Annotated in this window: 21 protein-coding genes; 6 read left to right on the plus strand and 15 right to left on the minus strand. The window is 50.7% G+C overall.

Translation table 11 applies throughout. The features are described 5' to 3' along the window. Positions 1-171: 171 nt before the first annotated feature. From EDM59_RS25795 to lplT, 4 genes are all read left to right on the plus strand, one after another. Entirely contained in the window at positions 172-1548 is a 1377-nt protein-coding gene (locus EDM59_RS25795) for a sensor histidine kinase (RefSeq protein WP_122926296.1), read from the plus strand. Positions 1549-1551: 3 nt separating this feature from the next. Continuing rightward, on the plus strand, positions 1552-2190 hold the full coding sequence (locus EDM59_RS25800; protein ID WP_122926297.1) for a response regulator: 639 nt from the start codon (positions 1552-1554) through the stop codon (positions 2188-2190). A gap of 154 nt (positions 2191-2344) precedes the next feature. Further along, on the plus strand, positions 2345-4459 hold the full coding sequence (locus EDM59_RS25805; RefSeq protein ID WP_122926298.1) for an AMP-binding protein: 2115 nt from the start codon (positions 2345-2347) through the stop codon (positions 4457-4459). Beyond that, complete coding sequence (lplT, locus tag EDM59_RS25810) at positions 4456-5646, plus strand: lysophospholipid transporter LplT (protein WP_122926299.1); 1191 nt, start codon at positions 4456-4458, stop codon at positions 5644-5646. Before EDM59_RS25805 ends, lplT begins: the two co-directional genes overlap by 4 nt. A 65-nt stretch (positions 5647-5711) precedes the next feature. Here the strand turns inward: lplT and EDM59_RS25815 are convergent, their stop codons facing one another. The 6 genes from EDM59_RS25815 to EDM59_RS25840 form a co-directional block, all read right to left on the minus strand. Then, positions 5712-7676: a 5'-nucleotidase C-terminal domain-containing protein gene (locus tag EDM59_RS25815; protein WP_183193054.1), complete on the minus strand. Its 1965-nt coding sequence runs from the start codon at positions 7674-7676 to the stop codon at positions 5712-5714. 176 nt (positions 7677-7852) lie between these two features. Further along, positions 7853-9628: a DNA helicase RecQ gene (recQ, locus tag EDM59_RS25820; RefSeq protein ID WP_122926301.1), complete on the minus strand. Its 1776-nt coding sequence runs from the start codon at positions 9626-9628 to the stop codon at positions 7853-7855. Between the two features lie 119 nt (positions 9629-9747). Beyond that, positions 9748-10290 carry a VanZ family protein gene (locus EDM59_RS25825; RefSeq protein WP_122926302.1) on the minus strand — a complete coding sequence of 181 codons (543 nt, stop codon included), beginning with the start codon at positions 10288-10290 and terminating at the stop codon, positions 9748-9750. After that, on the minus strand, positions 10287-11177 hold the full coding sequence (locus EDM59_RS25830) for a D-alanyl-D-alanine carboxypeptidase family protein (protein ID WP_122926303.1): 891 nt from the start codon (positions 11175-11177) through the stop codon (positions 10287-10289). The genes EDM59_RS25825 and EDM59_RS25830 overlap by 4 nt, the downstream gene beginning before the upstream one ends. Positions 11178-11286: 109 nt before the next feature. Next, positions 11287-12399 carry a sensor histidine kinase gene (locus EDM59_RS25835; RefSeq protein ID WP_122926304.1) on the minus strand — a complete coding sequence of 371 codons (1113 nt, stop codon included), beginning with the start codon at positions 12397-12399 and terminating at the stop codon, positions 11287-11289. Further along, positions 12389-13075: a response regulator transcription factor gene (locus EDM59_RS25840; RefSeq protein WP_122926305.1), complete on the minus strand. Its 687-nt coding sequence runs from the start codon at positions 13073-13075 to the stop codon at positions 12389-12391. The genes EDM59_RS25835 and EDM59_RS25840 overlap by 11 nt, the downstream gene beginning before the upstream one ends. A gap of 456 nt (positions 13076-13531) precedes the next feature. On the opposite strand from EDM59_RS25840, the gene EDM59_RS25845 reads away from it, so the two are divergent. Both EDM59_RS25845 and EDM59_RS25850 read left to right on the plus strand, forming a co-directional pair. After that, complete coding sequence (locus EDM59_RS25845) at positions 13532-14146, plus strand: hypothetical protein (protein ID WP_183193058.1); 615 nt, start codon at positions 13532-13534, stop codon at positions 14144-14146. Between the two features lie 14 nt (positions 14147-14160). Beyond that, positions 14161-15987: a cyclic nucleotide-binding domain-containing protein gene (locus tag EDM59_RS25850; protein WP_122926306.1), complete on the plus strand. Its 1827-nt coding sequence runs from the start codon at positions 14161-14163 to the stop codon at positions 15985-15987. An 85-nt stretch (positions 15988-16072) separates the two neighbouring features. Here EDM59_RS25850 and fumC read toward each other — a convergent pair whose 3' ends face one another. The 9 genes from fumC to EDM59_RS25895 form a co-directional block, all read right to left on the minus strand. Next, positions 16073-17461 carry a class II fumarate hydratase gene (fumC, locus tag EDM59_RS25855; RefSeq protein ID WP_122926307.1) on the minus strand — a complete coding sequence of 463 codons (1389 nt, stop codon included), beginning with the start codon at positions 17459-17461 and terminating at the stop codon, positions 16073-16075. 215 nt (positions 17462-17676) lie between these two features. Next, positions 17677-18354 (minus strand): MgtC/SapB family protein, encoded by a 678-nt coding sequence (locus tag EDM59_RS25860; protein WP_092271935.1) that lies wholly within the window; start codon positions 18352-18354, stop codon positions 17677-17679. A 186-nt stretch (positions 18355-18540) separates the two neighbouring features. Further along, positions 18541-19917 carry an MATE family efflux transporter gene (locus EDM59_RS25865; RefSeq protein WP_122926308.1) on the minus strand — a complete coding sequence of 459 codons (1377 nt, stop codon included), beginning with the start codon at positions 19915-19917 and terminating at the stop codon, positions 18541-18543. 134 nt (positions 19918-20051) lie between these two features. Further along, positions 20052-21761, minus strand: a complete 1710-nt coding sequence (locus EDM59_RS25870; protein ID WP_122926309.1) for an adenine deaminase — start codon at positions 21759-21761, stop codon at positions 20052-20054. Between the two features lie 18 nt (positions 21762-21779). Beyond that, complete coding sequence (locus EDM59_RS25875; protein ID WP_122926310.1) at positions 21780-22841, minus strand: ABC transporter ATP-binding protein; 1062 nt, start codon at positions 22839-22841, stop codon at positions 21780-21782. A 15-nt stretch (positions 22842-22856) separates the two neighbouring features. Beyond that, positions 22857-23645 carry an ABC transporter permease gene (locus EDM59_RS25880; RefSeq protein ID WP_092271923.1) on the minus strand — a complete coding sequence of 263 codons (789 nt, stop codon included), beginning with the start codon at positions 23643-23645 and terminating at the stop codon, positions 22857-22859. A 5-nt stretch (positions 23646-23650) separates the two neighbouring features. Beyond that, on the minus strand, positions 23651-24472 hold the full coding sequence (locus EDM59_RS25885) for an ABC transporter permease (protein WP_122926311.1): 822 nt from the start codon (positions 24470-24472) through the stop codon (positions 23651-23653). Positions 24473-24497: 25 nt separating this feature from the next. Continuing rightward, a complete protein-coding gene (locus EDM59_RS25890; RefSeq protein ID WP_122926312.1) occupies positions 24498-25430 on the minus strand; it encodes a nucleoside hydrolase in 933 nt (310 codons plus the stop codon). 86 nt (positions 25431-25516) lie between these two features. Further along, the gene (locus EDM59_RS25895; protein WP_122926313.1) at positions 25517-26590 is read right to left on the minus strand and encodes an ABC transporter substrate-binding protein; all 1074 of its coding nucleotides are present in this window, start codon (positions 26588-26590) and stop codon (positions 25517-25519) included. Positions 26591-26823 lie beyond the last annotated feature (233 nt).

The raw sequence follows: 26823 nt of genomic DNA on the forward strand, positions 1-26823 counted from the left end.
CTCGATTTTACACGATTTCTGTCGACAGCGATATTCCGAATATTACTTACACCTGTGACAATTCTGAAAATAAAGCTTGATTGAGCTTTATTCGGAAACAAATGCAGGTAGGGCTTCCCCCTCAATGGTACGGTATAATAGATCTATCCAAATGACAGGAGAACAACCTACATGATGGTTTTCATCTTGTTTACCCTATGGGCTCTCGGCCTTCTCGTCCTGTTTACAGACCCACGGCGCACTTCGATCCGCTGGGCAAGCGCTACGGCATTTGTCGGGGCAGGGGGATTTTTCTCGGCAGTCATCGATGAGATGATTCTGCCTCATTGGGTAGACGTTTTCGCTCTCCACCCCCAGTGGCAGAGTGCCCTGGTATGGCTGAGCAGAAGCTCTTCCTTTCTCACACAGACCGGACTTCCTTTTACTTTTTTGCTGTTTGCCATCCATTCTTTTGAGGCATTCTCTGTCAAAATCAAACGAATCCTTCAATACGCGGCTCTGCTTCCGCCTCTGATCATGCTGGCGATTACACCGATTTATCCAGTGCTGACGTTCAACTACTGGATCATGGTGGCATGGGTGATTCCGTACTATTTGCTTGCCTGTATCTTGCTCGTGCTGCAATACCGTCAGGAAAAAGACCCGTCGGTAAAGAAAAACAGCTTTTTCACCAACATTCTGATCATCATCCCGCTCTTTTTCGTCTTTCTTTTCATTTACGTCATGCGGATTCAGAATGATTATGAGGCGTGGCGCTACAACACGCTCGTGGTCATCGTTCAGTTCGTTCTGATTGTTGCCATCAGTTTGAAATACGGCTTCCTCGGTGTCCGTCTTCGCGTAGAAAAAAGACGTCTGGACAGCACCCTGCGAGCACTGACCTCCGGAGCGCAGATCATCAACCATACGATCAAAAACGAGGTAGGCAAGATTTCGCTGTACGCCGACCGCATCGAATCGTACGCAGATGACACCAACCAGCCTGGCTTGAAGGAAGATGCGGCTGTCCTGATTCAGTCATCCCAGCACATCCTGGATATGATGAACCGCATTCAAGGTCAGCTCTCCGACATCGTCCTGCAAGAGAAAACCGTACAGCCGAGCCAAATCATCCTGCAGGTGGTCCAAACACTCGAACCCTATGTAATCAAACAGCAGGTAGAAGTCGTGACCGAGCTGGATGAGACTCTGCGAGTGAGCTGCGATCCGGTGCAGCTGCGAGAAATCGTGACCAATCTGTGCATGAATGCCTTCGAGGCGATGAAATCAGGGGGCACTTTGCACTTGCAGCTGTTCCTGTCCAAAAAACACCTCGTCGCTGCCATTACGGATACAGGCACAGGCATTTCCAAAGAAAATCTACCGCATGTGCTGGATCCTTTCTTCTCTACGAAAAAAACCAGCCAAAACTTTGGTCTGGGTCTGTCCTATTGCTACAACGTCATGCAAAAGCACCAAGGAACGCTGGAAATAACCAGTGAACCTGGGAAGGGAACAACCGTGTTTCTCTTATTTCCGAAAAAACGTGTAGAAGGGGGGAACTGGTAACTCATGGAGACGATTCGCGTATTTCTCGTAGAAGACGATCCGATCTGGCGCAAAGGACTAGTCGACTTTTTGAACAGAAATCAGGAGCTGCAGGTCATCGGCGAAGCTGGCACCAAAGAAGAAGCGCTCCAGCAGTTTTCGGCTGTAGACACTGACGTCGTCCTGATGGATATCAATCTCACAGAAAACAACCTGGACGGCATCGAGACGGCCCTCGCTCTGCTCCAGCTCGCACCTGACTGTAAAATCATCATGCTGACTTCGCTAACCGCCGAGGATGTGATCGTCGAGTCCTTTTCCGCAGGAGCCGTCAACTACATCAGCAAGTCCAGCTTCAAGGAAATTCCGGACGCGATCCGCGCTGCTCATCTGCGGCAATCGGCTATTCATCCAACGGCGGCGGCAGCTTTGCGCAACGAATTTTTACGGATGAAAAATGAGGAGAACCAAAAGCTGCTCTCCCCCGCTGAAAAGGAGATTCTGCAGCTCATCCATCAGGGACATACCCAAACCCAAATCGAGCAAGCGCTGCACATCACCAAACGGACCATCAAGAACCACATCAACCGCATCCTCAAAAAAATGGGCGTGAAAACCAGCAAGGAAGCCGCCGCCAAAGCCAACCAGAAAAAGCTGTTCTAGCAAGCTTTGGCGCGATCTCCCCTCTCTTTGGCCGCCCGTCCCACTAGGCACTAAGACCAGGTACCAATGAAAGTTGGTACTTTTTTTACACCCCCCGCTCTTTACAATGAAAGCTAACAGATACGCAATTATTTATTGTAAAGGTGTGGTCTACATGTTTCTCATTCATGCCTTCCTGAAAGCTGTTCTGCTGCTTTGGTTCCGACCTCGCGTCCAGGGCATGCACAAAATCGATCTTTCCCAGCCATCGATCATCATACCCAATCATGTCTCTCTCATGGATGCTGTGCTCCTGTCGTTCTGTCTGCCTAAAGGAGCGACCTTCGTCGTCAATACGGATATCGCTAAAAAGTTTGCCTTCTTCTTGCGTTTTCGCAAGCACATCGCGGTCGATCCGCTCAATCCGTATTCGATTCGCCACATGCTGCGCGTCATTCGCAGCGGCGAAACGCTGGTCATTTTCCCGGAAGGCCGCATCACCACCACGGGCGGTTTGATGAAAATTTACAGCGGCGTCGGCTATCTCGCTCTGCGGACTGGCGCTACCGTCTATCCTGTCGCCATCAACGGCCTGGAGCGCTCCATTTTCTCCTACTTGAAAGGAAAGCTGCGCCTCCTCTGGTTCCCGGATGTCTCGATCACTGTCGGCACACCGTTCACCATCGAGCGCAAGGAAACACTCTCCATGCGGGAGCAAAAAGCTTCTGCGAGTGATCTCATTTTACGCACCCTGCAAAACGAGCTGTTCCAAAGCCGCATGAAGCAAAACGTCAATCTGTTTGATGAAGTGCTGGAGGCAGCCCGCGTCAATGGCTCCAAGCTGGAAATCGCCAAGGACTTGGGAGCTGCGATCAACTACCGCACCCTTTTGATCGGCAGTTATCTGCTGGGTGACAAACTGAAGACGAAGTTATTTGGGAAACCAGTCGTAGGCGTATTTCTACCGAACTCTGTTGGTCATCTGATTACTTTGCTGTCGCTGTTTCGCATCGGCAAAACACCCGCGATCCTGAACTTTTCTCTGGGTGCCCGCTCCTTGCTGGAATGCTGCGAGACTGCACATATCGATACCATCCTGACATCGCGTGTCTTCATCGAAAAAGGAAAGCTGGAGCACGTGATTGCCGGGCTGGAAGAAAAGATGACCATCGTCTATCTGGAAGACCTGAAAGCCTCGGCTACTGCTTTTGACAAAATGTCTGCCCTGATTCGCTTTGTGACCAAGCAAAAAGCACAGGCGCTCGAAAACGAACTGATTCTCTTTACCTCAGGCAGTGAAAGCAAGCCAAAAGGCGTGGTCCTGACCCATACCAACCTGTACGCCAACATCCAGCAGGTAACCAGCGTCATCGACATCACGTCACGCGACAAGTTTTTCAATGCCCTGCCGATGTTTCACAGCTTTGGGCTGACAGCTGGCACGCTCTTGCCCGTCGTGAAAGGCATCCCGGTCTTTTTGTATCCCAGTCCGCTGCACTACAAAGCGATTTCGGAGCTGGTGTACGATCAGAATGCGACGATCCTGTTTGGGACCTCGACCTTCATGGCTGGCTACGGAAGGATGGCTCACCCGTACAACTTCTACTCGCTGCGCTACGTATTTGCAGGCGCTGAAAAGCTGAAGGACGACGTGCGGAAGCTGTGGATGGAAAAGTTTGGGGTACGCATCTTTGAGGGCTACGGCGCGACTGAGACGGCGCCCATCCTGTCTCTGAACACACCGCTTGCAAACAAACCGGGAAGTGTTGGGCGTCTGATGCCGGGAATGTCGTATCGCCTGGACCCGGTCGAAGGGATCGAGGCAGGCGGACAGCTTTTGGTCAAAGGACCGAACGTCATGAAAGGCTACATGATCCACGGAAAAGGCTTTCTGCCCGCTGAGGAATGGTATCAAACGGGAGATTTGGTCGAAGCCGATCGGGATGGCTATTTGACCATCAAATCTCGCCTGAAGCGCTTTGCCAAAATCGGAGGCGAAATGGTGTCGCTCAATCTCGTTGAAGAGCTGGCGATGGAATGCTTCGGTCACTCCGGGTTTGCTGCTATCACGATCAATGACCAGCGCAAAGGGGAGCGCATCCTGCTGTACACCACGGATGAAACGGTACAGCTAAACCAATTGCGCACCTATCTGACCGAAAAGCAATACTCGCCGCTGCTCATACCCGGCGCCGTCAAAGGGATTTCTGCACTCCCGCTCTTGGGCAGTGGAAAAACAGATTACGTCAGTCTGAAACAGCTGGCGGAAAGCGAGAGGGAAAAAGGATGAAGCTGCGATTACAACCTTTGCAAGCCTTGTATTTTACTCAATTCCTATCTGCCTTTGCTGACAACATGATTTTGTTTGTGATCGCCAACCTGCTGCGGGAGAACGGCTTTTCTCCCGCCATGCTCGCACTCGTATCCATTTCCTTTTTTCTTCCCTACATCCTTCTCGCTCCACTCGTTGGTCCTTTCGCCGACAAGCATCCCAAAGCGTTCGTGCTCGTCATCGGCAACCTGATCAAAGCGCTCGGTGTCATTCTGCTCTTTGTCATCGATCACTCGAGCATTCTGCTGCTGATGCTGAGCTATTTCACCGTAGGGGTCGGCGCTGTCGTGTACTCTCCTGCCAAATACGGGATTTTGCCGGAGCTGACGAGCAACGAGCAAGAGCTGTTCCGGGCCAATGCCCGCATCGAAGGCTACACGATCATCGCCATTTTGCTTGGGATCGGAGGAGGTGGAGCTATCGCTTCCATGACCGCTCCCCTCATTTCTTCGGCCATTTGCCTGTTGCTCTATCTGCTTTCGCTCGCTATGACCTTCTTTATCCCGCATATGGCGGGTAACGCATCGATTCGCTACGGTACCGAAGCGCGACGCTTCTTTGCAGATTTTGCCGTGCTGATGAAGCGCCCTGATACGCGGTTTTCCCTAGCAGGAACCGGCTCGTTCTGGATGAGCTCCGCCGTGCTGCGAGTCGCGCTGATTGCCTGGATTCCTGTCGCACTGGGGATCGACCCGCAAAGCTTTTCCGTATCGCTGATTCTCGCAACCACGTCGATTGGGATTATCGTCGGAGCGTTTTTGGCTCCTAAGCTGATCCCGTTGAAGAAATTCACGCGATCACTGAACTACGGCTTCGGGATGCTCCTGATCATCGTCCTGTTCCCTTGGATTCATATCACCGCTGTCGCCATCTGCTTCCTGCTGCTCGTCGGCTTCATGGGGGGTGCCTTCATCATCCCGATGAACACTATCCTGCAGGAGGAAGGAAAGTCTCTGGTCGGCTCCGGCAAGACGATCGCGATTCAAAATCTGGTGGAAAATATGCTGATGGCGATGGGCTCCGGCATTTACTACCTGATCGTCTATCTGGGTGTTTCCATCTCAGGTGCCATTGTTGGGCAGGGCTTGCTGCTGCTGGCGTTTCTCCTCTATCTCGCAAACCAGCGAAAGAAAATTCTCGGTTAGACCGATGTCTTCCACAGAAAAAAACCGCGTCCTTCCAGTGAGGGCGCGGTTTTCCTGTTTTCCGTTTATTTTTGAGGTGCTGCAGCAGGTGCCGGTGCAGCTGCTTTCACGGCCTCGTTCAGCAGGTGATAGAACTCGCCTTTCGTTTTTACGTTGGCAAATTTGCTTGCATCTACCTTTGCCTTCGCTGAAAGCTCGGCGATTTCTTCCTTGGTCACCGCATCTTTGATGTTGATCGATGCGATGTTGGTGTACTTGCCATCTTCGGTTTTCGGTACGCTCAGGATGCCTGCGTTGATCAGCGCTACAACATCGGCACGCTCAGGTGCGGTCGTATCGACTCCGATGATCTTCCAATTGTTTTGGACGGTCGGCTCGTACACGCCTTTTTTCACTTCTTTCAGGTAGGCGATGGCACGGTTGCGGATGGTACCTTGTGTTTCTCCAAAGGCACTTTCTGCCTTGGAAGTCCAGAGCTGCTCAAACTTGCGGCCTTCCAGCGCTCCGCCTTTTGCCTGCAGAGCTTCCATGCGGTACGCATTCATACCCAGCTTCAGAACATCCTCTGGCTTGATCGGTGTCTCGTCCATTTTGCGCAGGTTGGTGATTCGGCTGCCGTACGGCTTGGACAGATCGATTTCGTATTTTACGTTGCCGAAGAAGTCGTTTGTGCTGTATTTGGAGGCGCGACGTTTGCTGTCAAAGCTTACGGTCACATCGCCTGGACGAGTCGTATTGAAGTAGCCGACTGCCCACTCCATATAGTCCTTCAGGTCTTTACCTGTTATTTTGTATACCGTGATCTCACCGCCAGCGTACTGGTAGTTGTAGGCGATGTCCTTTTTCTTGATCGGACCGATGTCGAGCTTGGCTTTGTCGTTGTCGATCTGGTGCGCAACCACGTCCGCCTTGCTGTAGTAGAGCATGACTTCGTGGAAGAAATCGGACAGCGGCGTCTCTTGGATCTGAACGGTTGGGATGCCTTCGATCTCGTTTTTCTCTATCATGTTCATGCCTTTGAGCTCTGCTACGACGATGTTTGCATCGGCACGTGCAAATTCGTGGAACGGCTGCAGTTTGGCTTCGAGTCCCGGATCAGAAACGGCAGGAGTTCCGTCTGCCCCTTTTACAGGTACTGCAGTCGCTTCCTTGCTTTTCAGCACGACCTTGCCGTCTTTCTTTTCAAAGGTCAAGTCGATGCGGGAGAGATGGGTGCCGTATTTGTCTGGTTCGGTGATGAGCACGCCGTTGATCTCTTCTTTTTTCACCAGCTTGTGCATGTGACCCGCGAAGATGGCGGTCAGCTCCGGTACTGCGTTGGCGATATCTGCTACACCGGTTCCCGGAATGCCGTTTTCATTTTCGATCCCCATGTGCATGAGACCGATCATGACGTCGACTTTGCCTTCCAGCTCTTTGACTGCCTTCTTGGTTTCCTCGACCGGATTTTTCACGACGAGTCCGTCCAGGTGATCGGTTCCCTTTTCAAAGTCGGAAATCATCGGCGTATCCATGCCGATCACACCGATTTTGATTCCGTCACGCTCGACGATGGTGTACGCTGGCAGGAAGCGCTCGCCGTTTTCCTTGTAGATGTTTCCTGCCAGCACAGGACCCTTGTATTGGCTGCTGATCTTGTCCAAAATGTCGAGTCCGAAGTTGAACTCGTGGTTTCCGAACGCCCATGCGTCGTAGCCCATTTCGTTCATTGCTACCATCATCGGAGACTCTGGCTGGTCGTTGAACAGCTCAGCGGAGTTGTCCTGGATGGAGTCACCCGCGTCCAGCAGTACCGTGTGTGGATTCTCTTTGCGAATCTCTTTGATCATCGTAAAGAGCTGTGTCAGACTGCCGTTTGGATTTGGACCATCCAGCGCATAATCCCACGGCATGAATCGGCCATGGATGTCAGATGTGCCGAGCAGCGTGATTTTGGTTTCCGCTGCTGCTGGTGCTGGCGCTGGCGTTGTTTCAGCCTGTGCTGGTACTGACGCGCCTACGAACGCGCTGCCCATCAGCACAGTCGACATCGCCAAACCCAGCAACGTCTTCCCTACTTTGGTTCCCCTTTTGTACATGTCGTCCCCTCAGTTTCTTTTTTATATTTATTTGGTTTATTTTAACTATAGCAGTCTATTTACCCAGACACGAACCATTTATTTCCTAATCCCATGAAAAACAACAAAAAAACCATGACTTTTGAAGGTCACGGTTTTTCAGCTGCGTACGTTTGCAAGCAATCGAGAAAGAGATGCCCATACTTATCGAATTTCGACTCCCCTACTCCTTTTACTTTCAGCATGGCAGCCTTGTCCGTTGGGCAAAGACTGCTCATTTCCTTGAGCGTGCTGTCGTGGAAAATGACGTATGGCGGCACGCCCTCACGCTGGGAAATTTCTTTGCGTATTTGGCGCAGACGCTCGAACAAGTCGTCATCCTCTTCCTGCTGCACAGGTCGAATCGCGATCTTTTGCCAGACTCGTTCTTCGCCTTTTAGCACGGGCAGCGCTTTCTCGCCCAGCTTGACGATCGGGTACTGGCTTTCTGTGACCTGCAAATATCCTTCCGCGATCAGGATTTGAATCAAATCCATAATCTCTTTTTCCTTGTATTCTTTCATCAGGCCATAGGTCGGCAGCTGGTCAAAGCCTAGCTGTGTGACCTTCTTGTTTTTCGAAGCCTTGAGCACTTGCGCTACCAAGGCAGCACCGAAGCGTTCCCGCATTCTTTTCACGCAGGAAAAGATCTTCTGCGCCTCCAGCGTGATGTCGGCAAGCTCTGTATCATCCGTGCAGTTCGCGCATTGACCGCAGGCTGGCGCTTCATTTTCGCCAAAGTATTGAACGATGTACTGCTGCAGGCATCGCGGTGTCCGGCAATAGTCGATCATGGCGTACAGCTTTTTATATTCATGCTCTTTGCGCTCGTCTGTCAGCTGATTCTGTTCGATGAAAAAGGTCTGGGTCTGAATGTCCTGCGGCTGGAACAATAGGATACACTCACTCTTCTCCCCGTCGCGTCCAGCGCGGCCAGCCTCCTGGTAGTACGCCTCGAGATTTTTCGGCATGTTGTAGTGAATCACATACCGCACGTTGGATTTGTCGATCCCCATCCCAAACGCATTCGTGGCGACCATCGTCCGCACATCGTCAAAGAGGAACGCCTCCTGGTTTTGTGCCCGCTCTTCCTCTGACAGTCCCGCATGGTATTTCGTAACCGCGAAGCCGCGCTTGCTCAAATCGGCATGGAGCGCGTCTACGTCTTTTCTAGTTGCCGCATAGATGATGCCCGCTTGCTGACTGTTTGCCCGCAGGTATTCGGTAATGAAGGTGCGGCGGTTCTCCCCCTTGCGCACGGACATGATCAGATTGTCTCTGCCAAAGCCCGTGATAAAGGTGCGCTCGTCCACCAAAGTAAGCTGGCGGCGAATGTCCTCCGTGACTTCAGGTGTGGCCGTAGCCGTCAGGGCAGCGACGACAGGGCGCTCGGGAAGCGTGCGCAGGAACCGGGCGATCTCCAGATAGCTCGGGCGGAAATCATGACCCCACTGGGATACACAGTGAGCCTCGTCTACCGCTACAAAGGAGATCGGCACATCGCGGATCAGCGCCTGGAACGATTCGGACTCCAGACGCTCCGGGGCGATATAGAGCAGCTTGTACCCCCCGCGTGCTGCCAGTCGCAGCCTTTCCCGCACTTCACTCGCTTCTAGTGAGCTATTGATCTGCGTAGCAGGGATGCCCATGCTGACCAGTACATCCACCTGATCCTTCATCAAAGAAATCAACGGGGAAACGACGATCGTCACCCCGTCAAACAGCATCGCCGGAACCTGGTAGCAGATCGATTTCCCGCCGCCGGTCGGCATGATTCCCAAGGTGTCGTGGCCACTCAACAAACTCTCAATCATTTTCTTTTGCCCTTCCCGAAACGAGGGATAGCCAAAGTATTTTTGCAAGACTTCTAGCGCTTTATCCAACAAAGAGAATTCACCTTCTCTTCCGAAGTGTTTATCCAAAGGATTCTTTTAGTGTACTTGCAGCCTTTGAGACAAAACAAGGGGAAGAGTTGGATTTGATGAAAAACGGAGTCAGCGAATCTTTATAATGACTCCTCTTGTGTGACTCTTTTCGGGTAATGGTGTTGAAAAACAGACCGAAATCCTTGGAAGATCCCGTAGCCGATCATGCCTCCTGCTGTATTCAGCAAAAGATCATCGACATCAAAGGTCCCGATGCTGGCGAGCAATTGTGTCCCCTCCATGCATAGGCTGAAGAGAAAGGATAGGATCGTTACGGTCACGAGAGAGCGATTCTTCTCCTTTTGCAGAAAAGGAAGCAGGAACCCAAAAGGAAGAAATGCGATAACGTTGCCGATGAAATTTACGTTGCTGTGCATATCGCCCCCTGCCAGCAAATTATCCATATACTTCATGATTTCATGAAAAGGGATGAGGTTCCCTCTGTTCTCCAGCCTCTCCCAGATGAGCTGCGGCTGCGAGACGCTATGAACAATCGAGGGGAATACCTTTCCCGCATTCATCCAGCTAAATTTAAAAAGGAGTACTTTTATCACCAGTAATAAATACAGGGCAAAGGCGACAGAAAAGGCAGCTCGCAGCAAGAGATTGATCCCTTTTTTCATCTGTAGGAAAACCCCTTTTCCAGCAGCTTCTTTGTTTCCGTAAACCGTCCTACCTCCGTGTCCGTTCCCATCACAACCGAGATCAATCTGCGGCCTTCCCGTTTAGCCGTACCTGTAAAGCAGTAACCCGCTTCGTCTGTAAAGCCTGTTTTCAGTCCATCCATCCCTGGCACCCGCAAGGACTCGTTCTGGGAGAGCAGCATCAGGTTGGTGTTCGTTACCTTTTCTCCGGTAGAGATTAGCTGCACCTGCGGATCCGAGGTCAATTCCACGATTTCGGGGAAATCATTGACCAGTCGATACGCCAGGAGCCCGACGTCTTTTGCTGACATCTGGTTTTGTCCGTAGCTGTAAACCAGTCCTGTCGCATTCACGAACTGGGACGATTTCAATCCGAGCTCCTGCGCTTTCTGGTTCATGAGCGCGGCAAAGTTCGTTGTGCTGCCTGCCAGGTACTCACCGATGGCGACCGCCGCATTATTGGCAGAGCCTACAGCCATCGCCTCGTATAAATCTCGCAGCGGGTATACTTCTCCTGCCCGTAGACTCACTCTGGCTCCTTCTGCTGTTGCCGCATTTTCCGATACCTCCACGCTGTCTTCCCATGTGACCCGTTTATCCCGGATGGCCTCCAGCAGGATGTATTCTGTCATCATTTTCGACATGCTCGCTACCGGATAAGGCGTTTCCCCATCCTGCTCGTACAGGACATCTCCGGTCTCGGCATCTACCAAGACGGCAGCCCTCGCATCGAGTTTGAAGAAAGCTCGATCCAAGCCGCTTAGAAAGCTCTCCTTTTCTTCTCCAGCTTGTATCCACGTCCACATGCCTGCAATACCTGCTATCAGCATGAGCAGCAGCAACCGTCTGCCCTTTTTCCGTTTCATGCAAAAAAGCCTCCCTTTCCAGTGTACGAGCAACGTTTCTTCTACACCGCAAGGATAGGCTTTTCGATTTAAAAAACTCAAAATCGTTTCTAAAGAAAGGGTAAAGAGATTATGAAGCTTGCATACTGGAGAGCGGAAGACACACCGTAAACGTCGTCCATTCTGCCGTACTCGTCACTGAAATCTGACCGTGATGCAGATCGATAATGCTCTTGGCAATCGCCAGTCCCAGACCAGAGCCGCCAGTTTCTTTGGAACGCGAGGCTTCGACCCGATAGAATCGCTCAAATAGATTGGGCAGGGCTTCAGCAGGAATCGGCGTGCCGTTGTTTCCAACCGAAAAGGATATGCCATCCGGTACACGAAACAGGCGAACGACGATCATCGTACCGTCTCGACCGTATTTGATGGCGTTGGAAATCAGGTTCTCCAGCACACGCACCAGCTTGTCCGTATCTCCCCACATTTCTACCTTTTCATCCGGCGTTTCCACTTGCAGCTGCAGGCCCGCTTCATGCGCTGCGATTCGAAAGCCTACGGCAACCTGTTCGACTAGCTCTACCAGGTCAAACTGCGTCCGGTTCAAATAGGCGCCGCGGTTGCGCACTTTCGTATACTCAAATAAATCGTTCACCAGTACGTTCATCTGCTTGGCTTTTTCATAGGCGATATGGGTGTACTGTCTGATCTGATTTTCATCCTGGTACTTTCCTTGCTCAATCAAACCTAGATAGCCCATGATCGAGGTCAGAGGCGTACGCAGATCATGAGAGACGTTCGTGACGAGCTCGTCCTTTGACTGCTCGAGCCTGCGTTCCTCCTCCATCGCATCGGTCGTGCTTTTGACGAGGGCGTGAATACTGTCCACGACATTCCCCAGGCTCCCCGCTGGCCTGATCGAGATCTGATGATCGTAATTGCCCTTTGCAATGTAGTGAAGCTCCTCGATGATCTGGTTCATTTGCTTTTGTTCCTTGTATTTCCGGATGCGAACCAGCGTCCATGCCGCAAACAGTCCTGTCGACAACAGGAGAATCGGGATTTTAAACGTGTCAAAGCCATAGGTATTGCGGAACTTCCACACAAAGTTTTTGATCTCCGGTATCCGATACAGATAGTTGTTGGCGAAAAAGGACAGCGCCTGAAATACCGCAAACAGGATGAGCAAGCCAAGCATGATTTCGAGCAAAATCCGCAGGAAGTCTCGGACGTTAAGCTTCAATTTTATAGCCTACCCCCCATACGGTCTGGATCACCTTTTCTCCGTTTGTCGCCTTCTCCAGTTTTTCTCGCAGGTTGCTGATATGGACCATCACGGTCTTGTAGGACACGTAGTTATCCATTTTCCAGCAGCGGTCGAAGATTTCTTCAGAGCTGAATACACGGTTGGGGTGACTCGCCAGCAAAAAGAGGATGGAGAATTCCAGCGCTGTCAGCTTGATGGGTACGCCATCCTTGGTCTGCGCCACATGGCTCTGCTTGTCGATGATCAACGGGCCTGCCTCGATCACGTTGTCTTGCTTTTGATTGGCATGGCTGTAGTTGGCGCGGCGCAGCAGCGATTTGACCCTGGCGATTACCTCCAGCGGATTGAACGGCTTGGCTACGTAATCGTCCGCGCCCGTCATGAGGCCCATGATTTTGTCCATGTCGTTCGTCTTCGCACTGGCCATCAGGATGGGGATCTGCGAGTTTTTCCGCACGCGTTTGGTGACTTCCAAGCCATCGAGCTGCGGCATCATGACGTCCAGAATGACCAGGTGAAACTCCTTTTGGGCGAGCTTGTCCAGTGCCTCCATCCCGTCAAACGCCTTTTCGATCTCATAGCCCTCGTTGCCTAGATATATAGCAAGCAGGTCCACGATTTCTTTGTCATCATCCACGATCAAGATTCTCATAGCCTACCCTCCTGTTTTTCCGATAAATGTAAGTTCACTATAGCAGAGAAAGGTAAAGAAATCCTAAAGAGGGGGGAGAAAGCATGTGATTTTGGGGCTGCGGTGGAGAAACGGCGGAAAAAGGAGAAACCGCTCCGTTAGTAGGGCCACTTCTTATGGGGTCATCCCTGGACGGCTCCATTGCAAAAGCGGAACCCCGCGTCCAAAGTGGTACTTCTGGGATGCTGATTCAGAGGTGGACGCTAAAGACAGGTTCCGCCTTTTCCATTACGCCTTGGCTGTGTCCCTAATGCCTTCGCTTATTCCTCCTTTTTCCTGGAGCTTCCTGCAAAATCAAATGATTTCTTTTTGAGAGATCATCCCAAAATACATTTTTTCAATTTGCGACCCACACCACAGAAATTCATCATTACAGCATCTATAATGAAAGACAAAGACGTGAGAGGATGAAGTAAAATGAGTAAGAAGAAAAAAGCAATATCTGTCGGCGGCATCTTTTTGATGGGAGTGCTTGCCGGATCCGCTCTTATGTATAACAATTCTGTCTATCATTCGGTTAGTGCTGCCTTCGGACAGGGAGCAGCCAAAAATAGTGTCGCTCAAGCTAGCGGAGACTTAAGTGGATCAGATTTAGAAGCGGCATTGCAGGCTGTGCAAAATTCGCGCGCCCATGCACTAGAAGATCAATTGAGAGAACAATTGAAAGCAGTCCAAGACAGAAATGCGAAGATCGCTGAATTAAATAAGCTGCTAACGAAGCTTCATAACGCTTTGAATAATGCGGAAAAGAACGGTGCTTCTCCCGATCAGCCTATTGAAATAAGCGACGAAGTTCTGGACTCGTTAAAAGGAAATGAGATAGAAGTACGTGGTGATTTGACCGTAAGTGAGCTGCAAAGGCTGATCGAGAGTGTCAAGGCTTCCATTGATGAACAATCCAATGAGCAACAGATGGATATGATTAAGCTGCAAGAGCTGACCAATAAGCGCAATGAAGCTTTTGATACCATGACTGATTTGATTAAGAAAATGCAAGATTCGAGAGGCACTATTATTGGCAATATGAGATAAAGGACGAAACGTAAATGCCAGTGACGGATGTATTTGATTTCCTTCGCGCACACCCCTTGCTGCGAGGAGTACCCGATTCCGAATTGCAAATTGTGGCTCGGCTCATTGAACCCGTCAGCATCAGTGATGGAGAGCCGCTTCTTGTAGAAGGAGATGCGAGCACAGATTGCTACTTTATCCATACAGGCAGTGTGCAGGTATCCTCACGAAATCTGGTAGGCAATACACTTCTGCTGGCAGAGCTTGGACCGGGTAGCTTAGTTGGGGAGATGGGATTGCTTCAGAATGAACGCAGATCCGCCTCCGTAACCGCCATCCATGATGTGATTGCCCTGCGCTTGGAGCGGCAATCTTTTGCGCTTCTTGCAAAAGTAAGCCCCCTGTTCCATGAAAGCTTGCTGTACACCGTTCGTATCCGGATGCTTCATAGAAAGCTTCGTAAAGCTACAATATGGTCGGTAATCCCTGATGCGGAGCTGCGTGGTCTTGCCGAGGTAATCACGACGCGCAAGGTTGCAAAGGGTGAGACTATTCTCGAAATGGGAACGCGCGCGGATCAATTCTTTATGGTGAGTAGTGGACGATTCGAAGCGCGCAGAAAGGGCCGAAAGAAAAGCCTTCTTCTCGAAGGGGATTTTTTTGGAGAAGAGCTGCTGCTGGCAGAGGTTCCCTCGGAGTACACCCTAACGGCTTTAGAAGATAGTGAGCTAATGGTGCTGGGCAAAGAAGAATTTCTCTCTATTCTTGGGTGCTATGCCCCCATTCAGAAGCAGTTTTTCGAAATCATTCGTATCCGTCACCCCCACGCTCTTCCAAAGCTAGCCAACGAGCTTCGCACAGAGCAGCAACTGGCTGTAGATACTGCTGCCTCTTTCGTGCCGAAAGCTAGAGAGCGCTGGATGGATAGTCTTCTCTGGCTGGGCGGGGGCTTTCTTTTGCTGTCCCTATTGGCATTATTTTTAAATAATCATGTTCTGCACGTCGTAACACTGTTGGCAGGAGGACTTGTTGGTCCTGTTACCTTTGTTGCGTATATGAGGGATCATCAGCTTTTGGGAATTAAACAGACGCAAGTAAGCCTATTATTTGCAGCCTCTGGCATATTCGCTGTTCCAGTAGCTTTTTTATTGGAGCGCGTATGGTTCATGAATAACGCTGTAAGCACGATAGATTATTCGCAGCTTGGTGCTCCTTTGGCTATCTCTCTTATTGAGGAAGGGGCCAAGCTCGTCATTTGCTTTCTGTTTGCTCGACCGAAGCGCATGCCATTTTTAATGGACGCGCTTGTATTTGGAGCAGCAGCAGGCATGGGGTTTGCAGCGATCGAAAGCATGCTGTACGGCTGGTCACACTTGGAGCAAGCCTCTTCACTGGGGATGCTCTCCATGCTTTGGATTCGGGCGCTGCTATCCCCCTTTGGTCACGGGGCATGGACCGCTATAGCAGCAGCTGGGGTATGGCTGATCGTATCTGCCTTGCGTCCGAGGGCGCAAAGAAGTGACAAGCCAGCCTGGAAGGTCTTTGGGGCGGCCTTGCTCGTTTTAATTGTCATCACCCTCCATGCACTTTGGGACTTTCAATTTGGGAGCAGCATAGTCACTGTCGGGGTGATGGCCGCCATTGGCTGTATGGATGTCGTTTTGTTATTTATCCTCATTCGCGCTGGTCGCAAGGAAGAGCTACATAGCTTTACGACCATGAATCCATATGTGCAGGAGCAATTGCGGCATCATGTCCCGGAGGATACCGCAGCAGGTGAGCTTTACTGTGGAAGCTGCGGTAGTGCCTCTCCTCGAAGCGCGAGATACTGTGCGCGTTGCGGGCATGCTTTGAGAGTCTGATACCGTTCTGCGTGGAGTATGCAAAAGCCGCCAGCATTTTCGCTGACGGCTTTCTTTTTCTATGCATTAGTCTGTTTTTCCGCGTCTACTCTTTTGGATGAATCATTTGCTCGGGACGCACGACTTGATCGAACTGTTCTTCCGTCAGCAGCTTGCTCTGGATGGCCGCCTCTTTTAGGGTGAGGCCTTCTTTATGGGCGAGCTTTGCGACAGCCGCGGCATTTTCGTAGCCGATATGCGGATTAAGAGCTGTGACGAGCATCAGGGAGTTGCTCAGGTTTTTCTCGATGACGGGCTGATTCGGCTCGATCCCGACAGCGCAATGGTCGTTAAAGGAATGCAGAGCATCTGCTAAAAGCTTGGCAGATTGCAGGAAGTTGTAGATGATGACCGGCTTGAAGACGTTTAGCTCAAAATTGCCTTGGCTTGCTGCAAAGCCAATCGCTGCATCATTGCCCATAACCTGGCAGACGACCATCGTCATTGCCTCACTTTGGGTCGGGTTCACTTTCCCAGGCATGATCGAGCTTCCCGGTTCGTTGGCAGGAATCGTGATCTCTCCGATACCGCACCTGGGTCCACTCGCCAGCCATCTGACGTCGTTTGCGATCTTCATCAGGTCGGCAGCCAGCGCCTTCAACGCCCCATGCGCATGCACGATCTCATCGTGGCTGGTCAAAGCGTGAAACTTGTTTTCGGCGGTGACAAACCGCTTGTTTGTCACGCGGCTGATTTCCTCGGCGACCATCTCCCCAAAGCGCGGGTGCGCGTTGATCCCCGTTCCGACTGCAGTTCCTCCAATCGCCAGCTCTCGCATGTATTCGTTGCTCTCTTTGATCATTTTTTCGCTTTTCGCCAGCATCCGCACCCATCCGCTGATCTCTTGCCCCAGAGTCAGTGGAGTCGCATCCTGCAGGTGAGTCCGACCAATTTTGATGATGTCCATGTACGCTTCGCTCTTTTTTTGGAGCGTTTCCTTAAGCACCGCTATCGCTGGCAAAACGAGATCCTCGATTGCGGCTACGCCCGCCATATGCATCGCGGTAGGGAAGGTGTCGTTGGAGCTTTGGGACTTGTTGACATCGTCATTAGCGTGGATGCGTGCTGCGCTTCCCTTTTGCTCCAACAGCTGGTTGGCCCGATGCGCAATCACTTCGTTCACGTTCATATTCGACTGTGTTCCGCTGCCGGTTTGCCAAACCACGAGGGGAAAATGCTCGTCCCAGCTTCCTCCGATGACTTCATCTGCTGCCTTGATGATGGCTTCTGCCTTTTCCGGTTCCAGCTTGCCCAGCTTCTGGTTTACTGCAGCCGCACTCTTCTTCAAAATGGCAAACATTCGGATGAGCTCGATCGGCATTTTTTCTCCACCGATCTTGAAGTTCTGAAAACTGCGCTGTGTCTGCGCACCCCACAATTTATCTGCTGGAACCTGTATTTCGCCGATGGTGTCCTTCTCGATTCTGTATTCCATCTCTCATCCTCCTTTTATCATCCATTACCCAGCTTTATGATGCCCAGCTTTTGGCTATGCAATAGTGACAGACGAATGCGAAATTACCTGACGCTTCCTGAAGAACGAAAGCTATTTCTGAAAAACTCCCAAAAAAGAAGCCACTCATCGCGGCTCTGTGCTCGTCCGCTCTGACATGGCTTCTTGGCTGTTCTTTTCTCTGGTCCCCTAATTGCCTACCGACTTTCTACTTCTACAGAAATCACATGATCTACCGTTTTCAACGAACTATAAATATCGGTCGTGTAGGTGTCCTCGGATGAGATAATCATCATCTCCAGCTTTTGCTGGCCATTGTCCACATCCTTCACTTTGACCCGTTTGACCTGTAAATTCAGATGCTTGATCTGCTTGAATACATCATCTAGGTTCCCAATGCCATCAACGACGATCTTGATCGACAAATCTCGTTGGCGCAGGGAGCGTGGCCCCACCCATCTAAGCAGCAGCGGAAACAAATTAATGGCCAAAATGATCAGGATCGCGGCAGTCGTCGCTTCGAAATAAAATCCGGCTCCCACCGCAATGCCGAGTCCAGATGCAGCCCAAACCATGGAAGCCGTGGTCAAGCCAGAAATGACGTCATTGCTTCTACGCAAGATCACGCCGGCACCGAGAAAACCGACCCCACTGACAATTTGCGCAGCCAAGCGCAGCGGATCCATGTTGGTGTGACCAGGCAAGGAAAATCGATGCACCGATTCAATGGAAACAATCGTGATCAGACAACTGGCTACGGAGATAACCATGCTCGTTTTTACACCAAGCGGTTTGTGCTTCAGCTGCCTGTCCATCCCGATAATCAGTCCTAGTAAAAGCGCAATCCCCAGCTTCATTAAAAAATCGTATGTCATCCATTTCTCCCCCGTTCCGTTCACGTCATGTCAGCTTTCCTACCATAGACGAATATAGAAAGTATATACGCTCCCCCTAGAAAATAGGAGTAAAATTTTTTTGATGTTCACACCTATTGTAAACGCGAGCTTTCTTCTCCATGCAAAAAGCGGAAAATCCTTGGAGCAAGGACCTTCCGCTATCTTTTAGCCTGTATGAGCCTGCTGCGAATCATGCTGTCTGATCAGTCGTCTTTGCAAGCCCAGCAAACGGCCAAACAGGAAAACGGCACCTGCCGCCAGACCCGTAATCAGCCCGATCCAGTATCCAAAAGCTTGGAGCGATGTGTACTGTGCAAGAGCAAAGCCCAGCGGCAATCCAATCACCCAATACGATACGAGCGCTACGATAAAGGTGATCGTCACGTCCTTGTAGCCACGCAGAATTCCTTGAATCGGAGCCGCGATCGCATCCGAAATCAAAAACAAAATCGAGTACATCAGGAAATGCTGGGTCAAGCGGAGCACTTCCTCGTCCGTAGTGTAAAAGCCTGCTACTTGTTCATTAAACGCTAACAGCCCTACTCCAAACAGCAGTGCCAGCACAACGGCGACACTAATTCCCAAATAGCTGTACTGCCGCGCATCGCGATAGCGGCGTGCCCCCACTTCGAAGCCGACCAGAATCGTCATCGCCATCGAAATGCTCATGGGTACCATGTAAATGAAGGATGCAAAGTTCAATGCTGCCTGGTGAGCTGCAATCGTAATAGTGCTGTACTCACTCATGAACAGGGTCACTGCAGCGAAAATGCTCACTTCAAAGAAGATCGAGAAGCCAATCGGCAGGCCCAGCTTCAACAGCTCTTTCCAGGCTTGCAGGGAAACCGCGTAAAATTTCCCAAGCAGTCCGTATTCCACAAATGGATGGACACGTTTTACAACAAACAGGCTAATCAGCAAAATGCACCAGTACGTGATAGCCGAAGCATAGCCTGCCCCGACTCCGCCCAGCCGAGGAAAACCCAAATTCCCGAAGATGAGAACATAGTTCAGAAAGATGTTGATCGGCAAGGAGAACAGCGTGATAAACATCGTGACCCGCGTTTCCCCAAGTGCGTCAATGAAGCAGCGAATGACTGTATAGAGAAACAACGGGATGATCCCGATCGCAATGGCATGCAGAAAATCGATTGCGATCCCGCGTACACTCGGCTCCAGATCCATCAGATCCAGTATCGGATTGAGCACCAAGGCACCTACGATAATAACCGCGATACCAATCGCGATCGCCACGTAAAACGCTTGAACCACAGTAAAAGGAACACGGTCCCTGCGATTTGCCCCGACCATTTGAGCCACCATCGGAGTGACAGCGAGCAGAATCCCTGTCAATCCGGACTGCACAGGAGCCCATAAGCTAGCCCCGATCGCCACACCCGCCAAATCGATTGGACTGGCGTGCCCGGACATAATTGTATCGAAAAACGTCATAGAAAAAAGAGCTAGCTGCGAAATTAAGATCGGCAGCAGCACGACAAGAAATTGTCGCCATTTTTCTTTGATCGAGAAGGTTTCGTTCATTTTCAATTGTTCCTCGCTCTGTATGTTTTGTAAATACATAAAATAATATTATAGCAAAAGGGGCGAGAGAAAGTAATGAAAAAAAGAGGTGCCCAGCTGGTGAAAAAATCCACCCTTTGGACACCTCTTATTCGCTACATCAAAAGCAGTGGCACGACTTTACCCGCATTTACATCAATCAAGCCGATATCCGTGATCTTCAATGCTGGACTGACTGGCAAAGAATGCGTGCTGATCGACATAATCGGGTTGTAGTGCTGATAGCCGAGCGACTCCATAGCACGGCGAAGCTGCTCGACTTCCTTCGCCGTTTTTTCCAGCGGCTCCTCGGTCAGGATTCCCCCTACTGGCAAGTGAAGACTGGCTATGACCTCCCCATTCTCGACCACGTAAAAACCGCCCTGGTTGCGAATGACTTCGTTCGCCGCCACCATCATGTCATGGGGATTGTGACCGACTACCAACAGGTTGTGGTTATCGTGGGAATAACTCGTCGCTACCGCTCCCCGTTTGATCGTATCGCCGCTGATCAAGCCGTAGCCGCGGTTGCCGTTTTTCCCATACCGTTCAAATACTGCAATCAGCCCATAAGGACTCTCCTGCCAGCATAGCTCGCCGTCTTTGACTTCGACAATCCCGCGATGGTCTTCGGTAAAGGTAGAACCGTTTTGCACGAGCATCACGCGGCAAGGATAACGGTTGTCTGGCGCATCCGCCTGCACTGTAAAATCGGCTTCCGTCAATGGCGCCAGCTGAATGCTCTCGTAAAAATGAGCGGGGAACTGACGGGGCTGTTCCGCTTGTACGTACGCTTCCTTTGCGTCATACGCCTTCTTCCCGTTTTTGTAGACCTGATCAATCACAAACTCACGCAGGTCGGACACCAGCAGGAAATCCGCAATCTTTCCTGGTGCGATCGCACCGCGGTCATGCATGTTCATTCTTTTGGCAGGAGTATAGGTGCTCGCATAAATCGCGCGCTCTGGCTCCATGCCCATTGCCATTGCCTTTTTCACGATGTGGTTGAGATGGCCGCGCTTGTACAAGGAATCGGTCATGACATCATCCGTCACAAAGCAAAAATGCTCGGAAACATCCTGCTTGATCAAATACTCCATGACTTCCTCGGTCATTGATTTCTCCTGAATCTCGAGGAACATTCCGGCTGCGATCCGCGCCTCCATTCCTTCCGGCGTTTGATGCGTATGGTCGGAATCGACTCCCGCGAAGAGAATCTGGTGCAAATCCAGATCGAGCAGCTTGGGAACATGACCCTCGATCACGAGATGCGGATACTCTTTGCGAATGTGCCGCAGAATTTGGTTCGTCTTGCAATCCGGGTCAGAAATGACATCGACGTAGTTCATAATCTCGCCCAGGCAAATGATCTCCTCGGAGCGAAGCAATTCATCGATATCTGCGATCTCAACAGAGCCGCCAGTCGTCTCCATCGAGGTAGCTGGAACCGAGCTTGGGATCGCGTACTTCATGTCCACGACACAGTCACGGCTCACGCGAATCATTTCCTTGATCCCTTCGATGCCAAATACGTTTGCCATCTCATGCGGCTCGGGTACAATCGTCGTCACGCCGTTTTGAATCAAAGCGAAGGAGAACGTCTCAGGCGTCACCATCGTGCTCTCGATATGCAGATGAATATCGACCAGGCCCGGAATCAGATAACGCCCATCACCGGCGAGCACTTCGCCCGGTTCAAACGTCTCTGTACCTTGTTTTCCGATATACAAAAACCTTCCGTCCAGAACGGCTACGTTTCCTTCGATAAATGTTTTGAAATAGCTATTGTAGACGCGAACGTCCTGAATCAGCAAATCAACTTTCATGAAAAACGCCTCCTGTTGTTAATCCACCAGCACCATTTTGTCTTTGGGGAACAGCAGATTGACCTTTTGGCCGCTCCTGTACGGGGTCTCCATTTCTTGATTCACCGTGAAATCGCCCAGATCCGTCTCCACGACATATTGGTAGCTGCGTCCCAGGAACGTACTGACTTTGACGCTTCCCCTCAAACGGTTCATCGCTTGATCCTGCGTCTCTTCCGTCGTCACCATCAGGTCATCAGGGCGAAGTGCGCATTTTTTGCCCGACGGATTTGCGGTGCCCGGATGGTTGGCCGCAAGAAACGAGTGATCGCCTACACGCAGGCTGATTTCTCCGTTTTGAGTCGTGCGTTCGGCAAACGTAATGAAGTTGGTGAAGCCGATAAAGCGTGCAATAAATTCGGTTTTGGGGTATTTAAAAATCGTTGCCGGATCGTCCAGCTGCTCGATGATTCCTTTGTTCATGATCGCCACCTGATCGGAAATGGAGAAGCACTCCTCCTGATCGTGGGATACGTAAACCGTCGTGATGCCCAGCTCCTGCTGGATACGGCGGATTTCGACCCGCATGTTGATGCGCAGGTTTGCATCCAGGTTGGAGAGCGGCTCGTCAAACAGCAGCAGGTCCGGCTGGATAACCAGCGCACGGGCAATCGCTACCCGCTGTCTTTGCCCACCGGAAAGCTCTTTCGGATGACGCTTTTCAAAGCCGTTCAGGCTGACGACATCCAGAATGTCCATGACGCGCTTTTTCACTTCGGTTTCGTTTACTTTTCGCAGGCGCAGACCGAAAGCTACGTTGTCAAAAACAGACAGGTGCGGGAACAGCGCATAGCTTTGAAATACGAACCCGAAATTGCGCTTGTTGACCGGAACGCGCGTGTAGTCTTTTCCATCAAACAGAAACTTGCCGTCCTTGGCTTCGAGGAATCCCGCGATCAGACGCAGCGTCGTTGTCTTCCCACAGCCGCTCGGTCCCAGCAAGGAAATGAGCTGTCCCTTTTCGATATTCAGATTGAAATTTTGCAAAATGTACTGATTGTCGTAGGCAACCGATACGTTTTCCAGCGTGAGCAATGCCATGATTTGATGCCTCCGTTATCGTTTAGTAAAGGCAGAAAGCCCCATGAGACGTTCGATGATGAACATGAGAATGGCCGTCACGATCATGAGCAGCACGGAAATAGCGGCAATCGTCGGGTCAAAGTTGTTTTCCACGTACGTCAGCATCTGAATCGGCAGCGTGCTTACCCCAGGACCTGTCATAAAGACGGAAATATCTACGTTATTGAACGACTCCAGAAAAGCGATCAGGATCGCAGCAATAATCCCGGAGCGAATGTTCGGCAGCACAACTTTAAAGAACGTTCCCAGGCGTCCTGCTCCCAGACTCAGCGCCGCTTCCTCGACGGCAAAATCAAAGTTGGACAAGCTCGAAGCCACGACTCGGATAATAAACGGCAGCATGACGACGGTGTGTCCCACCAAGAGCCCTGCGTAAATCGGCAGATCGTACACGACGATGACGTATTTGAGCATGGCAAAGCCCATGACAATGCCCGGAATGAGTACGGGCGAAATGAAGACCGCATTGAGCGCTGCTTTGCCCTTGAACTGAAAGCGACTCAGCGCATAGGCTGCGGGAATCCCCAAGATCAGTGCCAGCAGATTGCCGATCAACGAGACAAACATGGACGTCTTGAACGTCGTCATGAACATCTCTACCTTGAAAATGTTTTCGTACCAGCGCCAGGAAAAGCCCTCTGGCGGAAATTTCAAAACCGTCCCCGGTTCAAATGACGTAAAGGAAATGATGATGAGCGGCCCCAGCAAAAACAGAAACACCAGAAGCGTAAACAGGGCCAACCCGCGATTTTTCTCCTGCATAGCTTCTACCCCTTCGGATTTAATTTCGTCGCCAGTTTGTTCATCACGAAGATCACCACAAAGGTAATGACAATCATGATCGTGGCAATAACGGATGCCATGTACCAGTCATTTAAGGTAATGGCATTTTGATAGAGGAACGTGGAGATGACCCGCTGCTTCCCGCCCAGCAAAGCCGGTGTCGTATAAGCGGTCAAGCTGCCGACGAATACGAGAATGCTCCCGATGATGAGTCCCGGTACGCTAAGCGGCACGATGACCTTGCGAAACGCCGTAAACTTGGACGCTCCCAGGCTTTCGGCAGCCTTGATCAGGTCCGGATCGATGTTTTCCATGACACCGACCAGCGTGATAATGATCAAAGGCAGGAACAGATGGATCAAGCCGATCATCATCGCAGTAGGCGTGTACAATATTTCCAACGGCTTTTCGATCAGCCCGATCGAAATCAGGGAGCTGTTCAAAAGCCCTTTTTTTCCGAGAATAATCATCCAGCTAAACGAGCGTACAACCGAGCTCGTCAGCAAAGGAAAAATAGCTAAGGCCAAGAGAATGCCTTTCTTGCGAGCACCCAGCTTGGAGATGTAATAGGCAGCCGGGAAGCCTAACAGTATGCACACAATCGTGGTTACGAGACTTACCTGCAAGGTAGTCAGCAGGATCTTGATGAAATACGGATCGGTCAGAAACTTGAGATAGCCTTCAATGGTAAAGCTTCCTTCATGAAAGAAGGTGGACGCAATCGTCATCACGATCGGAATGATCATGAACAGCGTCAAAAACAGAACGCCTGGCAGCAATAACAGATAAAGACCCTTTTTCTTCATGCATTAACTCCTGTTCCCGGAATCGTCAGGCTTTCAGGGCGCGGATAAAGCGTTCAAAAAACGCTTCGGCATCCACGGCCAGGCAGACGTTCACGTTGGGTTCTTTCCCCCAGCGATTCTGGAAATCGCACACGGTTTGTCCATCACACAGCTCACTTCTCGTTTCCACATCTACGTAAAGCTTCTGGGTCGTCACGAGATTGCGGTATAGTGCCACTCCTACAGCAAGCGGATCATGCATGGCGCAGGCTCTCACGCCATTGCGCTCAAAATAGCGTTCCAGGTAATCGGATGTGCTCTGTTTTACGTAACGGGCAATCGATGTATCTCCCAGCTCGCGAATATGGTCTTCGTTCAGCAAAACTTTTCTCGTCACATCGAGACCGACCATCGTCAGCTCTGGGAAGCCTGCGTGCAGAACGACCTTTGCTGCTTCCGGATCGACGTACATGTTGTACTCCGCTGTTGGTGTGACATTCCCGTGTTCGCGAACGACACCGCCCATAAAAATGACTTCTTTCACATGGTGCACGAGCTCCGGACATTTTCGTACGGCCAGTGCGAGGTTGGTCAAAGGACCTGTCATGACCAAGGTCACATCTCCCGAATGCGCAAGTACATTTTCGATGATAAAATCAGGCGCAAAGCCCTTCGTCGGCTGCGTCACGATTGTTGCCTCGCGCAAAGCTCCTCCAAGACCGTCTTCCCCGTGTACCCGATGCTCGAAAAACACCGTCCGTAATAATGGCTGGGAAGCTCCTGGCACGAGGGGAATCTGCTCTCCCACTTGAAGCAGATCGAGAATCTTGCACGTATTTTCCGTTGCCTTTCCAAGCGACACGTTACCGTTCACTGTTGTGATTCCGATCAGATCCACTTCCCCGCTTTTGACAGCGAGAATAATCCCCAATGCATCATCAATGCCGGTATCCACATCCAGAATGATCTTGTGCTTCATGAGCGAGCCTCCTGCTTCTTCTCGAAAGAAAGATCAAGGGTATAAACGAGCTTGCTTCGCCTATACCCTTGTCATTCCTCAAACATTTACTGGGTGATTTCGCGGTTCCAACGATCAATCCATGCTTTGGTATGCTCGTTTACGAATTTCATGTCCAGCTTGTGCAGTTTGTTGATGGTTTCTTCCCCGTACGTTACGCCTTTTGCTTCCTCGTCAGTCAGCTTCACGCCTGTGTTTACAGGAGAATCCACTTTTGCTTTTGCTGTTTTTTCTTGAACGTCCTTGCTCAGCTGCCAGTTGATGAAGTCTTCAGCGAGCTCTTTGTTTTTGCTGCCTTTGACGATGTTCACCGTATTCATGACTGCGTAGCCGCCTTCTTCCGGGGTCACGAATTTCGCTTCAGGAACAGCAGCCTGGATGTCTTTGAAGTACATTTCCATGATTGGACCTGCTGCGATCTCCTCTTGGCTGAACATGTTTACATACTCAGAGGTCTTGTCGTAGTATTTCACGACGCCCTTGTTTGCTTCTTTCATTTTCGCGAAAGCTTGGTCTTCATTGAACTCTTTGCTGCCTGCCACTTGGGAAGCAGCATCCAGAATCATTGGGCCCGTAGTGGAAGTGATGTTTGGCAGCGTCAGCTTGCCTGCTACCTCAGGACTCCACAGGTCTTTCCAGCTTTTGATTTCCGTTTTGATTACGTTTGGATTGTAAGCAATCCCAAATTGTCCAATGGTGTAAGCCGGGCCGTAGTCTTCACCCAGCGGCGCTTTGGCGATGTCGTAGATCTCATTTAAGTTTGGAATACGGCTGCGGTCGATCTTTTCAAACGCACCGCTTTCGATTCCTTGCTGCGCATAGTAGTCAGAGAGATAGATCAGATCCACATCAGAGCTGCCTTGGCGAATTTTGTTCAGACGCTCGGCGTTGTTCCCGATTTCCAGCACGATTTTGACGTTGTGTTCTTTTTCAAATGGCTCATACACTTCTTTGCGGAAAAAGTCTTCAGAAAAGCCCCAGGTAGAAATGACCAGCTTTTGCGGTTCTCCTTTTGCCGCTCCGCCAGCTGCATTGTCTTTTGGCTGCTCGCTGCTGCCGCAGCCTGCCAGCGCCATGGAAATCATCGAAAAGGAAAGAACCCCCGTTAACCACTTTTTCATCGTTATATTCCTCCATATTTTCGTCTTCTATTGAATTGATTGTTTCCATCGGCCTTATTGGTCTATGCGTCATCACACCTTTAAAAGGAATTATCTGGTAGAAAAAGAAAAGAAAAGTGCCCTTGATTAGAACGTAGCATTCTAAACAAGAGCACTTTTCTTCGTAAACAAAGAGTAGCGACACCCGTTTTCCGTTGTCATCGGTCTTCCCTTCAGATAGATCCAAAGGGAAA

Source organism: Brevibacillus nitrificans (genome assembly GCF_003710965.1).
Classification (GTDB): domain Bacteria; phylum Bacillota; class Bacilli; order Brevibacillales; family Brevibacillaceae; genus Brevibacillus; species Brevibacillus centrosporus.

Coding starts and splice junctions, on each gene's coding strand:
- EDM59_RS25795 (WP_122926296.1), top strand. CDS start 172: ATGATGGTTTTCATCTTGTTTACCCTATGGGCTCTCGGCCTTCTCGTC.
- EDM59_RS25800 (WP_122926297.1), top strand. CDS start 1,552: ATGGAGACGATTCGCGTATTTCTCGTAGAAGACGATCCGATCTGGCGC.
- EDM59_RS25805 (WP_122926298.1), top strand. CDS start 2,345: ATGTTTCTCATTCATGCCTTCCTGAAAGCTGTTCTGCTGCTTTGGTTC.
- lplT (WP_122926299.1), top strand. CDS start 4,456: ATGAAGCTGCGATTACAACCTTTGCAAGCCTTGTATTTTACTCAATTC.
- EDM59_RS25815 (WP_183193054.1), bottom strand. CDS start 7,676: ATGTCGACTGTGCTGATGGGCAGCGCGTTCGTAGGCGCGTCAGTACCA.
- EDM59_RS25825 (WP_122926302.1), bottom strand. CDS start 10,290: ATGAAAAAAGGGATCAATCTCTTGCTGCGAGCTGCCTTTTCTGTCGCC.
- EDM59_RS25830 (WP_122926303.1), bottom strand. CDS start 11,177: ATGAAACGGAAAAAGGGCAGACGGTTGCTGCTGCTCATGCTGATAGCA.
- EDM59_RS25840 (WP_122926305.1), bottom strand. CDS start 13,075: ATGAGAATCTTGATCGTGGATGATGACAAAGAAATCGTGGACCTGCTT.
- EDM59_RS25845 (WP_183193058.1), top strand. CDS start 13,532: ATGAGTAAGAAGAAAAAAGCAATATCTGTCGGCGGCATCTTTTTGATG.
- EDM59_RS25850 (WP_122926306.1), top strand. CDS start 14,161: ATGCCAGTGACGGATGTATTTGATTTCCTTCGCGCACACCCCTTGCTG.
- fumC (WP_122926307.1), bottom strand. CDS start 17,461: ATGGAATACAGAATCGAGAAGGACACCATCGGCGAAATACAGGTTCCA.
- EDM59_RS25860 (WP_092271935.1), bottom strand. CDS start 18,354: ATGACATACGATTTTTTAATGAAGCTGGGGATTGCGCTTTTACTAGGA.
- EDM59_RS25865 (WP_122926308.1), bottom strand. CDS start 19,917: ATGAACGAAACCTTCTCGATCAAAGAAAAATGGCGACAATTTCTTGTC.
- EDM59_RS25870 (WP_122926309.1), bottom strand. CDS start 21,761: ATGAAAGTTGATTTGCTGATTCAGGACGTTCGCGTCTACAATAGCTAT.
- EDM59_RS25875 (WP_122926310.1), bottom strand. CDS start 22,841: ATGGCATTGCTCACGCTGGAAAACGTATCGGTTGCCTACGACAATCAG.
- EDM59_RS25880 (WP_092271923.1), bottom strand. CDS start 23,645: ATGCAGGAGAAAAATCGCGGGTTGGCCCTGTTTACGCTTCTGGTGTTT.
- EDM59_RS25885 (WP_122926311.1), bottom strand. CDS start 24,472: ATGAAGAAAAAGGGTCTTTATCTGTTATTGCTGCCAGGCGTTCTGTTT.
- EDM59_RS25890 (WP_122926312.1), bottom strand. CDS start 25,430: ATGAAGCACAAGATCATTCTGGATGTGGATACCGGCATTGATGATGCA.
- EDM59_RS25895 (WP_122926313.1), bottom strand. CDS start 26,590: ATGAAAAAGTGGTTAACGGGGGTTCTTTCCTTTTCGATGATTTCCATG.